12 protein-coding genes are annotated in these 14,599 nt (G+C 70.2%); 11 read left to right on the forward strand and 1 reads right to left on the reverse strand.

All coding sequences use genetic code 11. The features are described from left to right. Window positions 1-7: 7 nt before the first annotated feature. From ACZ4N4_RS21490 to ACZ4N4_RS21505, 4 genes are all read left to right on the forward strand, one after another. Entirely contained in the window at window positions 8-1,258 is a 1,251-nt protein-coding gene (locus tag ACZ4N4_RS21490; protein ID WP_453568932.1) for a cytidylyltransferase domain-containing protein, read from the forward strand. Between the two features lie 15 nt (window positions 1,259-1,273). After that, window positions 1,274-2,209 (forward strand): N-acetylneuraminate synthase family protein, encoded by a 936-nt coding sequence (locus ACZ4N4_RS21495; protein WP_453568931.1) that lies wholly within the window; start codon window positions 1,274-1,276, stop codon window positions 2,207-2,209. 60 nt (window positions 2,210-2,269) lie between these two features. After that, window positions 2,270-3,406, forward strand: a complete 1,137-nt coding sequence (locus tag ACZ4N4_RS21500; RefSeq protein WP_453568930.1) for a hypothetical protein — start codon at window positions 2,270-2,272, stop codon at window positions 3,404-3,406. 440 nt (window positions 3,407-3,846) lie between these two features. Further along, on the forward strand, window positions 3,847-4,944 hold the full coding sequence (locus tag ACZ4N4_RS21505; RefSeq protein ID WP_467591028.1) for a glutamate--cysteine ligase: 1,098 nt from the start codon (window positions 3,847-3,849) through the stop codon (window positions 4,942-4,944). A 28-nt stretch (window positions 4,945-4,972) separates the two neighbouring features. Here the strand turns inward: ACZ4N4_RS21505 and ACZ4N4_RS21510 are convergent, their stop codons facing one another. Then, a complete protein-coding gene (locus ACZ4N4_RS21510; RefSeq protein WP_453568928.1) occupies window positions 4,973-5,626 on the reverse strand; it encodes a class I SAM-dependent DNA methyltransferase in 654 nt (217 codons plus the stop codon). Between the two features lie 260 nt (window positions 5,627-5,886). Between ACZ4N4_RS21510 and ACZ4N4_RS21515 the strand changes: the two genes are divergently transcribed. The 7 genes from ACZ4N4_RS21515 to ACZ4N4_RS21545 all read left to right on the forward strand — a co-directional run bounded on the left by ACZ4N4_RS21515 (window position 5,887) and on the right by ACZ4N4_RS21545 (window position 14,532). Beyond that, a complete protein-coding gene (locus tag ACZ4N4_RS21515) occupies window positions 5,887-7,104 on the forward strand; it encodes a M20 family metallopeptidase (protein ID WP_453568927.1) in 1,218 nt (405 codons plus the stop codon). Window positions 7,105-7,449: 345 nt separating this feature from the next. Further along, window positions 7,450-8,481 (forward strand): BMP family lipoprotein, encoded by a 1,032-nt coding sequence (locus ACZ4N4_RS21520; RefSeq protein ID WP_467591805.1) that lies wholly within the window; start codon window positions 7,450-7,452, stop codon window positions 8,479-8,481. Between the two features lie 244 nt (window positions 8,482-8,725). Further along, a complete protein-coding gene (locus tag ACZ4N4_RS21525) occupies window positions 8,726-9,775 on the forward strand; it encodes a BMP family lipoprotein (RefSeq protein ID WP_467591032.1) in 1,050 nt (349 codons plus the stop codon). A 272-nt stretch (window positions 9,776-10,047) separates the two neighbouring features. After that, window positions 10,048-11,754 (forward strand): ABC transporter ATP-binding protein, encoded by a 1,707-nt coding sequence (locus ACZ4N4_RS21530; protein ID WP_467591808.1) that lies wholly within the window; start codon window positions 10,048-10,050, stop codon window positions 11,752-11,754. Then, a complete protein-coding gene (locus ACZ4N4_RS21535) occupies window positions 11,751-12,872 on the forward strand; it encodes an ABC transporter permease (RefSeq protein WP_453568924.1) in 1,122 nt (373 codons plus the stop codon). The genes ACZ4N4_RS21530 and ACZ4N4_RS21535 overlap by 4 nt, the downstream gene beginning before the upstream one ends. Beyond that, a complete protein-coding gene (locus tag ACZ4N4_RS21540; RefSeq protein WP_467591036.1) occupies window positions 12,872-14,134 on the forward strand; it encodes an ABC transporter permease in 1,263 nt (420 codons plus the stop codon). Before ACZ4N4_RS21535 ends, ACZ4N4_RS21540 begins: the two co-directional genes overlap by 1 nt. After that, window positions 14,131-14,532 (forward strand): cytidine deaminase, encoded by a 402-nt coding sequence (locus ACZ4N4_RS21545; RefSeq protein WP_453568922.1) that lies wholly within the window; start codon window positions 14,131-14,133, stop codon window positions 14,530-14,532. Before ACZ4N4_RS21540 ends, ACZ4N4_RS21545 begins: the two co-directional genes overlap by 4 nt. Window positions 14,533-14,599 lie beyond the last annotated feature (67 nt).

The following is a 14,599-nucleotide window of genomic DNA, read 5'->3' on the forward strand; positions in this document are numbered from 1 at the left end:
AGAGCCGATGTCCCACCCCGAAACGGCCGTCGTACCCCGGGTACTCGCCGTGATCCCCGCGCGCGGCGGCTCCAAGGGCGTGCCCGCGAAGAACCTCCTCCCGGTCGGCGGCGTCCCGCTGGTCGCCCGCGCCGTCCGCGAGTGCCGGGCCTCCCGGCTGGTGACCGACGTCGTCGTCTCGACCGACGACCAGGCGATCGCCGCGGCCGCCCGGTCCGCCGGCGCCGAGGTGGTACTGCGTCCCGCCGCCATCGCCGGTGACACCGCCACCTCCGAGGCCGCCGTCCTGCACGCCATGGACGCCCACGAGGCGCTGCACGGCGCCCCGGTGGACGTGGTCCTGCTCGTGCAGTGCACCAGCCCGTTCATCATCCGCGAGGACATCGACGGGGTGGCCGGCGCGATCGTCGAGAACGGCGCCGACACGGCCCTGACCGTGGCGCCCTTCCACGGCTTCGTCTGGCGCGACGACGTGGACGCCCCGGTGCCGGTCGGCACCGACGCGGCCTCGGCGAGCGGCGGCTTCGGCGTCAACCACGACAAGTCCTTCCGCCCCCGCCGCCAGGACCGCCCGCAGGACTTCCTGGAGACCGGCGCCGCCTACGCGATGCGCGCCGCCGGCTTCCGCGAGCACCGGCACCGCTTCTTCGGCCACACCGAGCTGGTGCGCACCGACCCGGCCCGCGTCCTGGAGATCGACGACCCGCACGACCTGGCCCGCGCCCGCGCGCTGGCCACCCTCTTCGACGCGGACCGCCCCGGTTCGCTGCCGACCGCCGACGACATCGACGCGGTCGTACTGGACTTCGACGGCACCCAGACCGACGACCGGGTGCTGATCGACGCCGATGGAAAGGAGTTCGTCTCCGTGCACCGCGGCGACGGACTCGGCATCGCCGCCCTGCGAAAGAGCGGGCTGAAGATGCTGATCCTCTCCACGGAGCAGAACCCGGTCGTCGCCGCCCGGGCCCGGAAGCTACAGATCCCGGTCCTGCACGGCATCGACCGCAAGGACCTCGCACTCAAGCAGTGGTGCGAGGAGCAGGGCATCGCTCCCGAGCGCGTGCTCTACGTCGGAAACGACGTCAATGACCTCCCGTGCTTCGCCCTCGTGGGCTGGCCCGTGGCGGTCGCGAGCGCCCACGACGTCGTACGCGGCGCCGCACGCGCGGTCACCACCGTCCCGGGTGGCGACGGCGCGATCCGAGAGATCGCCAGCTGGATCCTCGGCCCCTCTCTCGATTCCCTCCCGAAGTAAGGACACCCCACAGTCATGAGCAACTCCCGTCTGCGCACGTTCGGTACCCGTGAGGTCGGCCCCGGTCAGCCCGTCTACATCTGCGGCGAGATCGGCATCAACCACAACGGTGAGCTGGAGAACGCCTTCAAGCTGATCGACGTCGCCGCCGAGGCCGGCTGTGACGCCGTCAAGTTCCAGAAGCGCACCCCGGAGATCTGCACCCCGCGCGACCAGTGGGACATCGAGCGTGACACCCCCTGGGGTCGCATGACCTACATCGACTACCGCCACCGCGTGGAGTTCGGTGAGGACGAGTACCGCCAGATCGACGAGTACTGCAAGAGCAAGAACATCGCCTGGTTCGCCTCCCCGTGGGACACCGAGGCCGTCGCCTTCCTGGAGAAGTTCGACGTCCCGGCCCACAAGGTCGCCTCCGCGTCCCTGACGGACGACGAGCTGCTGAAGGCGCTGCGCGCCACCGGCCGCTCGGTCATCCTCTCCACCGGCATGTCCACCCCGAAGCAGATCCGCCACGCGGTCGAGGTCCTCGGCTCGGACAACATCCTGCTCTGCCACGCCACCTCCACCTACCCGGCGAAGGCCGAGGAGCTCAACCTCCGCGTGATCAACACGCTGGAGAAGGAGTACCCGAACGTCCCGATCGGCTACTCCGGCCACGAGACGGGCCTGCAGACCACCCTCGCCGCGGTCGCCCTGGGCGCCACCTTCGTCGAGCGCCACATCACCCTGGACCGCGCCATGTGGGGCTCCGACCAGGCCGCCTCCGTCGAGCCGCAGGGCCTCACCCGCCTGGTCCGCGACATCCGCACCATCTCGGCCTCCCTCGGTGACGGCGTCAAGAAGGTCTACGACTCCGAGCTCGGCCCGATGAAGAAGCTGCGCCGTGTCACCGGTGTCGTCGCCGAGGCGGAGATCGCCGCGGCGGCCGGCGAGCCGGTCCAGGTCTGACACCGCTGAGATCCTGAAGTTACGTCTGTTGTGTTACGACGACGGGACGGTCGTACGTCGATGAGCCCCCGCGCCGGGAACCCCGGCCCCCACACACTCGCGTTCGTCGAGAGTCCGGTGCAGCTGCTGAACGTGCTGGAGTGGGCGCATGTCCACGCCCTGCGCGGGGCGGTGCCGACGGTGCCCTCGCAGGGCCGCCGCGCATCGGTCGCCATATCGGCGGCGGCACCCGGCGCGGAACTCACGATCGTCGTCCTGTCCCCGACGGACCCCATGACCCGGGGCCAGCTGCGCCGTATGGCGGACCTGGCCCGTGACGAGGGATACCGGGTCCGCTGGGAGGAAGCCCGGGGCGGCACCACCGCCCCCTTCCAGACGATCGGCGGCCTGGCGGGCTCGCTCCGCCGGGCCGACCGCATCGTGATGGGCGATCCCTTCTCCCGCTACGTGCAGCTGCTCCTGACCATCACCCGTGCCCGTGACCTGGTCGTCGTCGACGACGGCACGGCGACGATGGAGTTCGTGGCCCAACTGGCGCGCGGCGAACGCCTGGTCCGCTGGCACCGCAAGGGCGGCCGCCCGGGCGCCCGGGACCTGCTCTTCGCCCCCGTCTCCTCCTCCGCGCGCCGCCGCCTCACGCCCAGCGACCGCCGCCGGGTGGAGGTCTTCTCCTCCATGCCGGTGACGGAGACCCCGGCGGGCGTGACGGTCACCGCCAACGACTTCGGCTGGACCAGAGCCCGCTTCGGCCCGCCGCGCATCACCAAGGGCGCCGACATGGTCGGCACCTCCCTGGTGGAGACCGGCGTCGTGGACGGCGACCGCTATCTGGAGGCCGTCCAGACCCTGGCGAAGGCACACGGTGCGACCCGCTACTTCGCCCACCGCCGGGAGAGCACGGAGAAACTCCACCGCCTCGCGGGCGAGACGGGGCTGGAGATAGTCCGCCCGGACCTCCCCCTGGAACTGATCGCCCGCCGCGGCCCGATCGGCCGTACGATCCTGAGCTTTCCCTCGACGGTCGTACACACCCTCCCCCTGGCCCTGGTCGGCACGGGCGTCCGGGTGGCCGTCTGCGACATCGACCCGGCCTGGCTGACGGAGAACGCGTCGCCGCGCGCCCAGGGGTTCCTCTCCGGGGTCACCGGCACGGCGAAGGACGTGCACCGGCTGACGGCGGTGGCGAGCCCGGCGTAGCCGGCGGCGTGCTCACGCCACGGTGATCACCCCTTGCCACGGGCGTGGCCCCGCTCCCCATGACGCCCGCCCGCGGCGGTGCCGGCCGGCCCGCAGGGCCCGTCGGAGGGATCGGCGCGGTCACCGCCAGGCCCGCATGACCGCGGCCGGGTAGCGGGATCCGGCCGCCCCGTGCGGCAGGATCTCCTGGATGCGGGCGAGGTCCTCGGGCGTCAGGTCGACGTGCGCGGCGGCGCGAGCAGGTGCACGCCTGCACCGAGCTGGACCGGCTTGAGGCCTGGGCTCGGCGCGCCATGCACGCCACGGACGCCGCGGAGCTGTTCGCGGCGGAGTGAGCGTCCAGCCGCCCGCCGCCGGCAGGTGTCCACCCGGCCGGCGTGGGAAGTCGGGGGTGCAGAGGCTGCCGCGTTCGGTGGCGGCACGGATGGAGGGTGGCCCGGGTGCGTACCGTCGGAGTGGAGGAGGAGCTTCTGCTCGTGGACCCGGAGACGGGGGAGCCGAAGGCGTCGGCGGCCGCGGTGCTGGCCCGGGCCGCGTTGGCGGATCCGGGGCAGGAGGTGTTCGAGAAGGAGCTCTACGGGCAGATGCTGGAGTTCGCCACCCAGCCGCAGTCGGAGATGACGGACCTGGGAGAGGAGATCGTGCGGTGCCGTAAGGAGGCCGCGCGGCTCGCCGGGGAGATGGGGTGCGCCGTTACCGCGCTGGCCAGCTCGCCGCTGCCGGTCAGCCCCTCCGTCAGCGTCAACCGGCGCTACCAGTGGATGGCCGAGCAGTACGGGATCGCCACCCGGGAGCAACTGGTCTGCGGGTGTCATGTGCATGTTTCCGTGGAGTCGGACGAGGAGGGGGTCGGGGTTCTGGACCGGGTGCGGCCCTGGCTGCCCGCGCTCGTCGCCGTCAGCGCCAATTCCCCCTTCTGGCAGGGCCGGGACTCCGGGTACGCCAGTTATCGCAGCCGGGTGTGGGCGCGCTGGCCGTCCGCCGGGCCGGCCGAGCTGTTCCGGTCCGCGGAGCGCTACCACCGGCTGGTCGCGGACATGGTGGCCACCGGCGTCATCCTGGACGAGGGGATGGTCTACTTCGACGCCCGGCTCGCCCAGCGCTATCCGACCGTGGAGATCCGGGTCGCCGACGTGTGCCTGCGCGCCGGGACCGCCGTGCTCGTGGCCGCGCTGGCCCGTGCCCTGGTGGAGACCGCCGGGCGGGAGTGGCGGGCTGGGCAGGAGCCCGTGGACCACGGCGTGGGACTGGCGCGGATGGCCGGGTGGCGCGCCGCCCGCTCGGGGCTGGGCGGGAAACTGCTCGATCCCCTCACCCTGCGGCCCCGGCCGGCGGAGGCGGTCCTGGACGCCCTGCTGGCGCACACCCGGGACGCCCTCGCGGACAGCGGCGACCTGGCGATGGTGGAGGAGGCCGTTCAACGGCTGCTGCGGGACGGCAACGGCGCCGACGAGCAGCGGCGACTGCTGGCCGACACCGGCAGCCTGCGGGACGTCGTCACCGAGTGTGTGCACCGTACTCAGGTGGCTCAGCTCTGATGTCTCCGGCCGAGCACTCCCCGTACGGTCAGGGCTTGCGGGCCAGTACGAACGCCCGGGGCCACTTCTCCTGGCCGAGCGGCTCGCGGATCAGGGTGGCCGCCACCTCCAGGCCCGCCTTGGCGAGCATGTCGCCCACCGCGTACGCCGGGCGCCAGTAGTAGTGGAGGTCGATCTCGTGGCCGAAGCGTTCGGTGAGGTGGAGGCCGGGCTGTTCGCCCTTCTGGAAGGCCAGCAGGACGTGGCCGCCGGGGACCAGGACGCGGTGGAAGCCGGCGAAGGTCGCCGGCAGGTGGGCGTCGGGGACGTGGATGATCGAGTAGAGGGCGAGGATGCCGCCCAGGGTCGCGTCGGGCAGGTCCAGGGACGTCATCGAGCCCCGGTGGAACCGCACGCCGGGGTGGGCCTCGCGGGCCAGGGCGACCATGGCGGGGGAGAGGTCGATGCCGAAGGCCGGGACCCCCAGCTCGTTCAGGTGGGCGGTGACGTGGCCGGGGCCGCTGCCCAGGTCGGCCACGGGGGCGGTGCCGTTCGCCTTCACCAGTTGGGCGAAGGCGCCGATCAGGGACATGTCCACCGGTTGGTCCGGGGGGCCGGCATAGGCGGCGGAGTAGTCCTCGGCGATCGCGTCGTAGGACGTACGGGTGGTTTCTATGAAGTCGGTCGTCTCCGGGTCCGTCACGGTCGCGCACGCTACCGGGCGGGCGTGCCGCGCGTGTCGAAGTCGCCGTTCCGGCCCGGTTCCGTTTCGGTACGTGGACAGAAACGGCGTGATTGCCGCGCGGCGTGGTATGCGTGGAAGAGGAAACATAGGTTTTACCCAGCCACGTCCGAGGTCATGCCATCGCGGTCAGATTTTCTTCCCCTAACGGGCTGAACTTTTGTTGATCTCGGGGCAGTTGACCCCCCGGGCGTCCTACCCTTCAGAGGGTGAACCAATTGATGTCCCTAGAGTCCGAGGCCGACCTCCCAGGGGATGTGCTCCCCGGTGTGCTCAGCGAGGAGCTGCACGCCGAACTCGTAGCCTTCCGGCGCGACCTGCACATGCACCCCGAGCTGGGCAACCAGGAGTTCCGCACCACGGCCGCGATCAAGGAACGGCTGGAGAAGGCCGGTCTGAGGCCGCGGGTGCTCTCCATGGGAACCGGGCTCAGCTGTGACATCGGGCCCGAGACCGACGGGCTGCCCGTGCTCGCCCTGCGCGCCGACATCGACGCCCTGCCCATCCCGGACATGAAGACCGAGTGCGCCTACCGGTCCACCGTGCCGGACCGGGCGCACGCGTGCGGGCACGACGTGCACACCGCCGTGGTGCTGGGCGCCGGGCTCGTCCTCGCCGAGCTCCACGAGCGGGGGCTGCTGCCGCGGCCCGTACGGCTGCTCTTCCAGCCCGCCGAGGAGGTGCTGCCCGGCGGTGCCGCCGACGCCATCGCGTCCGGGGTGCTGGACGGGGTGGGGCGGATCATCGCCGTGCACTGCGACCCGCGGGTGGACGCGGGGCGGATCGGGCTCAGGACCGGGGCCATCACCAGCGCCTGCGACCGTATCGAGGTGGCGCTGGACGGGCCCGGCGGGCACACCGCCCGGCCGCATCTGACCACCGACATGGTCACCGCCGCCGCCCGGGTCGCCGTCGACGTGCCTGCGCTCATCGCGCGGCGCGTGGACAGCCGCAGCGGGCTCGCCGTGACCTGGGGACGGATCGAGTCCGGGCACGCGCCCAACGTCATCCCCCAGCACGCCGAGCTCTCCGGGACCGTGCGGTGCCTGGACCTGGCCGCCTGGCGGCAGGCGCCGGACGTGGTGCACGCGGCGATCGACGAGATCGCGACCCTGCACCGGGCCAAGTCCGAGATCAACTACGTGCGCGGGGTGCCGCCGGTCGTCAACGACCCGGTGATCACCGAACTGCTGCGGGACGCGATGACCGCCCGGCGCGGCACCGACTCCATCGAGACCACCGAGCAGAGCCTCGGCGGCGAGGACTTCTCCTGGTACCTGGAGCACGTGCCGGGCGCCCTGGCACGGCTCGGGGTGCGGACGCCGGGCGAGCGGACCGTGCGCGACCTGCACCAGGGTGACTTCGACGCCGACGAGCGGGCCATCACGGTCGGGGTGGAGCTGTTCACCGCCGCCGCCCTCATCGACGCGACCCGCTAGCGGCGGCACGGGCGGCCGCACGGGCGGCGGAGTGGACGGCCGGGGAAGAACGCCGGAGAAACGGTCAGCGGACGGCAGGGGACGAGGATGCCCGACAGGGGTCCATTCGTCCCCTTGTGTCACCCCGGCGTAACCGATGGTCTCTTCTTGTAACCCGGGGTCGGCACGGTTCGATAACGGCCCGGAGAAACCCCGTTCCCCTTCCCTTCTACGCGCGTTACTGTGCGCCGAAATCGCCACCGCAGGTGGCCGGTTGGGGAAGCGGGCCGGTGACGGTGCCGTGGGGACGAAGGGGTACGTGCTGTGCGTTCTGTCTCTCGGAGGACGAAGTTCTCCCAAGCCGCGGTGACGGTCGCCGTCATCGCCCTCGCGGCTGCCGGATGCGGTAAGTCCAGCCAGGACAGCGGTGCCTCCGGCACCGGCTCGTCCGGCAAGTACAACGGCAAGGGCATCGGCCTCGCCTACGACATCGGCGGCAAGGGCGACCAGTCCTTCAACGACGCCGCCTACGCCGGCTTCCAGAAGGCCGAGAAGGAGTTCGGCATCGGCGGCCGGGACGTCGAGCCCGCCGACAACGAGACCGACGCCGACAAGGTGCAGCGGCTCGACCAGCTGGCCAAGGCCGGCTACAACCCGATCATCGGTGTCGGCTTCGTGTACGCGCCGGCGGTCAAGGAGATCGCGGCCAAGTACCCCAAGATCACCTTTGGCATCATCGACGACAACGAAGTGACGGCCAAGAACGTCGTCGACATGGTCTTCGCGGCGGAGCAGTCGTCGTACCTCGCGGGTGTGGCCGCGGCCTCGGCCACCAAGAAGGACCACATCGGCTTCATCGGCGGTGTGGACATTCCGCTGATCCACACCTTCGAGGCCGGGTTCGACCAGGGTGCCAAGTCGGTCAACCCGAAGATCAAGATCGAGTCGCAGTACCTGACCCAGACGCCCGCGGAGGGCGGCTTCTCCAGCCCCGACAAGGGCAAGGCCGCGGCACAGGGGCAGATCGAAGCGGGTGCCGACGTCATCTACCACGCGGCCGGTCTCTCCGGCCAGGGTGTGATCCAGGCCGCCGCCACCGCCAAGATCTGGGCGATCGGTGTCGACTCCGACCAGTACGGCCAGAGCGCTCTCGCCAAGTACAAGGACTACATCCTGGGCTCCGCCCTGAAGAACGTCGGCGGCGCGGTGTACGACCTCGTGAAGTCCGTCTACCAGGGCAAGCCGGAGAGCGGTGTCATCGAGGGCACCCTCAAGACCGACGGCGTCGGCTTCGCCGACTCCAACCCGAAGTACAAGGCCATGACCAAGGTCGTCGCCGCCGTCGACAAGGCCAAGCAGGACATCATCGACGGCAAGGTCACCGTCAACACGAAGTAATGCGACATATATGAGTCGCCGGGTGAGCGGCCGTACCGACGCGTACGGCCGCCCGCCCGCCGTTGCAGTCCGTGCGCCCCTTGCCTCCCGCAAGGGGCGCACTGCTGTCCGTCACCTTGGCCGTGACTGTGGCCACAGGTAGATAACGGACCGGACATTGGGGGTTTTCCGTCTGGTCTACGCGCGTTACGCTGCCGCGGAACCAGCGCCTGGTTTGGGCGCTTGCACGAAGGAGTCAAGTTCCATGCGCCGGGTGTCCCGTATCGCGGTTGCAGGCGTTGCAACCGCAGCCCTCGCCGTCACTGTTTCAGCGTGCGGCAGTTCGTCCAGCTCGTCCACCGGCAAGGCCGGCGCGTCCAAGGGTGTCGGTCTCGCGTACGACGTCGGCGGCAAGGGCGACCAGTCCTTCAACGACGCCGCGTACGCCGGCTTCCAGAAGGCCGACAAGGAGTTCGGTGTCAGCGGCCGGGACGTCGAGCCGCAGGACGGCGAGTCGGACGCGGACAAGGTGCAGCGGTTGGAGACGCTCGCCAAGTCCGGCTACAACCCGGTGATCGGCGTCGGCTTCGCCTACGCGCCCGCCGTCAAGGAGGCCGCCGCGAAGTTCCCGAAGGTCACCTTCGGCATCATCGACGACAACCAGGACCAGGCGAGCAACGTCGCGGACATGGTCTTCCACGAGGAGCAGTCCTCGTACCTGGCCGGCGTCACCGCCGCGCTGACCACCAAGTCGAACACCGTGGGCTTCATCGGCGGCGTGGACGTGCCGCTGATCCACAAGTTCGAGGCGGGCTTCGAGCAGGGCGTCAAGGCCACCAAGAAGAACGTCAAGGTCAAGGCCCAGTACCTGACCCAGACCCCCCAGGAGGGCGGCTTCTCCAGCCCCGACAAGGGCGAGGCCGCCGCCGATGGCCAGATCGCGGCCGGTGCCGACGTGGTCTACGCCGCAGCCGGTCTCTCCGGCCAGGGCGTCATCAAGTCCGCCGCCGCGCACAAGGTGTGGGCGATCGGCGTCGACTCCGACCAGTACAACCAGGCCGCGCTGTCGAAGTACAAGAACTACATCCTGACCTCGGCCCTCAAGAACGTCGAGGGCGCTGTGTACGACCTGGCCAAGTCCGTCATCAAGGACAAGAAGCCGCTGTCCGGCGAGATCCGCGGCTCCCTGAGCAACGGCTCCGTCGGCCTGGCCGACTCCAACCCGGCCTTCAAGAACAACGCCACCCTGCAGGCCGCGCTCAAGAAGGCCGAGGCCGGCATCAAGGACGGCTCCATCACGGTCAAGACTTCTTGATCCAGCACCATCGGGCCGCTCGGCCCATGGCCAAAAGAACGCTGTAATGGCAGCGTTACGGCCACGGAACGGGGTGCGGGGAGGATGACCTTCCCGCGCCCCTGCCGTAGAACCAGTACCGTCCAGACGGTCTACGGCGGGGACCCACCCCGTTCGCGCGGCAGAATGCTCGGAACGGATCGAGAGTCGTAAAAGCTCGGTCAGGTCCGGGCACTATTTAAAGCAGGGGCGCTACGCGCGTAGAGCGGCCCCTTTCCCTAGGAGAGTGCGCCATCGACGCGTCCAGCAGCCCTCCGCTCACCGCAGAGACGACAGCCGCGGTCGAGCTGGCGGGGATCACCAAACGATTCCCGGGTGTCGTAGCCAACCACGACATCCACCTGTCCGTCCGCAAGGGCACCGTCCATGCCCTCGTCGGGGAGAACGGCGCCGGCAAGTCGACCCTGATGAAGATCCTCTACGGCATGCAGAAGCCGGACGAGGGCACCATCGCGATCGACGGCGAGCAGGTCTCCTTCTCGTCCCCGGCCGATGCCATCGCCCGCGGCATCGGCATGGTCCACCAGCACTTCATGCTGGCGGACAACCTGACGGTGCTGGAGAACGTGGTGCTCGGCAGCGAGAAGCGCTACGGCATCGGCGGCAACGCCCGGAAGAAGATCCGTGAGATCTCCGACCGCTACGGCCTCGGCATCCGCCCCGACGCCCTGGTCGAGGACCTCGGCGTCGCCGAACGGCAGCGCGTGGAGATCCTCAAGGTCCTCTACCGCGGTGCCAAGACCCTCATCCTCGACGAGCCCACCGCCGTCCTGGTCCCGCAGGAGGTCGACGCGCTCTTCGACAACCTGCGGGAGCTGAAGTCCGAGGGCCTGTCGGTCATCTTCATCTCGCACAAGCTCGGCGAGGTGCTGTCGGTGGCCGACGACATCACCGTCATCCGCCGCGGAACGACGGTCGGGACCGCGATCCCCTCCGAGACCACCCCGCGCCAGCTCGCCGAACTGATGGTCGGCAGCGAGCTGCCGACCCCGGAGACCGCCGGGTCCACGGTCACCGACAAGCCGGTCGTCACCGTCCGCGACCTCACCGTCTACGCCAGCGGCGGCGCCTCGCTCGGCGAGCTCGGCGCGCAGCCCGAGACCGCGACACCCGGCTCGGCCGGTGCCACGGCCGGTGCCGACGTGCTCACCGAGGCCACCGCCCCCGGCGCGGCCAAGCGCGTCCTCGACGACGTCACCTTCACCATCCACGCCGGCGAGGTCATGGGCATCGCCGGTGTCGAGGGCAACGGCCAGACCGAGCTGATCGACGCGCTGATCGGCACCCGCAACGCGGATTCCGGCACGATCGAGTTCCTCGGCGAGGACATCACCGGGTGGGCCACCCGCAAGCGCCGCGAGTCCGGCGTCGGCTACATCCCCGAGGACCGGCACCGCCAGGGCCTGCTCCTGGAGTCGCCGCTCTGGGAGAACCGCATCCTCGGTCACGTCACCGAGAAGCCCAACGCGAAGGGCTTCTGGCTGGACATCAAGGGCGCCCAGGCCGACACCCGCCGGATCGTCGAGGAGTACGACGTCCGCACCCCCGGCATCGACGTCACCGCCGCCTCCCTGTCCGGCGGCAACCAGCAGAAGCTGATCGTCGGCCGCGAGATGAGCCACAGCCCGAAGTTCCTGATCGCCGCCCACCCCACCCGCGGTGTGGACGTCGGCGCGCAGGCGCAGATCTGGGACCGCATCCGGGAGGCCCGCCGGAAGGGCCTGGCCGTGCTGCTGATCTCCGCGGACCTCGACGAGCTGATCGGCCTGTCGGACACCCTGCGGGTGATCTTCGACGGAAAGCTGGTCGCGGACGCCGACCCGGCCACCATCACCCCGGAGGAGCTGGGCTCCGCCATGACGGGTGCCGCGTCCGGCCACCTGGAACACGTAGCAACCACCGACGATGGCGCCGCTGGTCCGGAGGACGAGGCCCGATGAAGAAGTTCGACAAGGAGCGGGTGCTCCTCGCGCTGGCCGGCCCGGTCATCGCGCTCGTCCTCGCGATCGCACTGACGTCGATCGTGCTGCTCGCCTCGGACCGCAACCCGTTCGAGCCGTACTCCCTGATGCTCCAGCAGCTGCCGTACTCGGACATCCAGGTGCTGATCGTCAACCAGGCGGCGATGTACTACATCGCGGCCATCGCGGTGGCCCTCGGCTTCCGGATGAACCTGTTCAACATCGGCGTCGACGGCCAGTACCGGCTCGCCGCCGTGATGACGGCCGTGGTCGGCGCCAACGTCGGCCTGCCCGCCGCCCTCCAGATCCCGATGCTGCTCCTGGTCGCCATGTTCACCGGCGCCTTCTGGGCCGGCATCGCGGGCGTCCTCAAGGTCACCCGAGGGGTCAGCGAGGTCGTCGCCACGATCATGCTGAACGCCATCGCCACCAGCGTCATCGGCTACGTCACCCTCTCCAACGTGTGGGGCGTGCAGGTCGGCAACAACATGACGACCGGCGTGATGAAGAAGTCCGGCTGGTTCCCGGGCATCGACCTGGGCTCCGACGTCGGCGAGATCTACGGCATGGTCTTCGTCGCCATCGCCCTGGGCATCGCCTACTGGCTCGTCCTCAACCGCACCCGCTTCGGCTTTGACCTGCGCGCCACCGGCGCCTCCGAGTCCGCCGCCGCGGCCTCCGGCGTCGACGCCAAGCGCATGGTCCTGATCTCCATGCTGATCTCCGGCGCGGTCTCCGGCCTCGCGGGCCTGCCGCTGCTGCTCGGTGACTCCCACACCTACAGCCTCGACTTCCCGGCCGGCCTCGGCTTCACCGCCATCGGCATCGCCCTGCTCGGCCGCAACAACCCCGGCGGCATCGCCTTCGCCGCCCTGCTCTGGGCCTTCCTCGACAAGGCCTCGCCCGCCCTCGACTACGCGACCCCGGTGGCGTACGAGAAGGAGATCGCCACGATCATGCAGGGCCTGATCGTCTTCTCCGTGGTCATCTCCTACGAAGCCGTACGCCAGTGGGGCCTGCGCCGCCAGCAGCGCCAGGTCGGCGCGGAGCTCGCCGCGGCCGCCGCCCAGAACACCAAGAAGGAGGTGGCGGCCTGATGTCCACCGCGACCATCGCCAAGCCGCAGGCGAAGCAGCCCGGCAAGGGCGGCCGCCGAATGTCGCTCCCGGTACTCCTGCTGGTCATCGCGGGCGTCCTGATCCTGACCTCGGCCGTCCGTCTGATCACCGGTGCCGACGGCATCACCTCGACCGGCCAGATGTCCACCGCGCTGCGCCTCGCCGTGCCGATCGGCCTCGCCGGTCTCGGCGGTCTGTGGGCCGAGCGCGCGGGCGTCGTCAACATCGGCCTCGAAGGCATGATGATCCTCGGCACCTGGTTCGGTGCCTGGGCCGGTTACCAGTGGGGTCCCTGGGCCGGGGTGGTCTTCGGCATCATCGGCGGCGCGCTCGGCGCCCTGCTGCACGCCATCGCGACCGTCACCTTCAACGTCAACCACATCGTCTCCGGTGTGGCCCTGAACATCCTCGCCCTGGGCGCCACCCGCTACCTCTCGAAGTTCACCTTCGAGGACGCCCCCGGCGGCTCCTCCAAGCAGTCCCCGCCGATCGACTCGCTCGGCACGTTCAGCGTGCCAGGCCTGTCCGACTGGCTGAACACGCTCAACGAGAAGCACTGGTTCCTGATCTCCGACATCGGCGGCCTGGTCGGCGGTCTGCTCACCGACCTCTCCCCGCTGACGGTCATCGCCGTCGCCCTCGTTCCGATCACCTGGTGGGTGCTGTGGCGCACCGCCTTCGGCCTGCGCCTGCGCTCCTGCGGTGAGAACCCGGTCGCGGCCGAGTCCCTGGGCGTCAACGTCTACAAGTACAAGTACATCGCGGTGATCATCAGCGGTGGCTTCGCCGGCCTCGGCGGCGCGTTCCTCTCGATCGTCGCCTCGAACGTCTACCTGGACGGCCAGACGGCCGGCCGCGGTTACATCGGTCTCGCCGCGATGATCTTCGGCAACTGGATGCCGGGCGGACTGGCGCTGGGCGCGGGCCTGTTCGGCTACACCGACAGCCTCAACCTGCGCGGCGGCACGGTGAACGTGCACGCGCTGATCCTGCTGCTCGCGATCCTGCTGGTCTTCGGCGCGGTCTACCTGGCCTGGCGCAAGAAGTACGTTCCGGCCGTCATCACGATCGTCATCTCGGTCCTGATGTTCATCTGGTACGCCTCCACCAACGAGGTCCCGCGTCAGCTCGTGACCGCGACCCCGTACCTCGTCACCCTGCTGGTGCTGTCGCTGTCCGCGCAGTCCCTGCGGATGCCGAAGGCGGACGGCCTGCCGTACCGGAAGGGACAGGGCAAGTGACGACCGCCGCCGGCTTCGACTGGGAGACCCTGCGGGCGGAGGCGCGGGAGGCCATGTCCCACGCCTACGCGCCGTACTCCGGCTTCCCGGTCGGGGCCGCCGCCCTGGTCGACGACGGGCGTACGGTCGCCGGCTGCAACGTGGAGAACGCCTCCTACGGCCTGGGCCTGTGCGCCGAGTGCGGACTGGTCTCCCAGCTCCAGCGCACCGGCGGCGGCCGGCTGACCCACTTCACCTGCGTGGACGGCACGGGCGGGCTGCTCGTCCCGTGTGGCCGCTGCCGCCAGCTGCTCTACGAGTTCGGCGGCCCGGACCTCCTCCTGGACACCCCGGAGGGCGTCCTGCCCCTCTCCGAGATGCTGCCCCAGGCCTTCGGCCCGGCCCATCTCACCAAGTAACTCCCGTGCGGCCCCTCCTCACCCGGAGGGGCCGCGCGCTTCGCACTGCCGCAATGCTTCGAAGGGA

Source organism: Streptomyces sp. NPDC026538 (assembly GCF_055567535.1).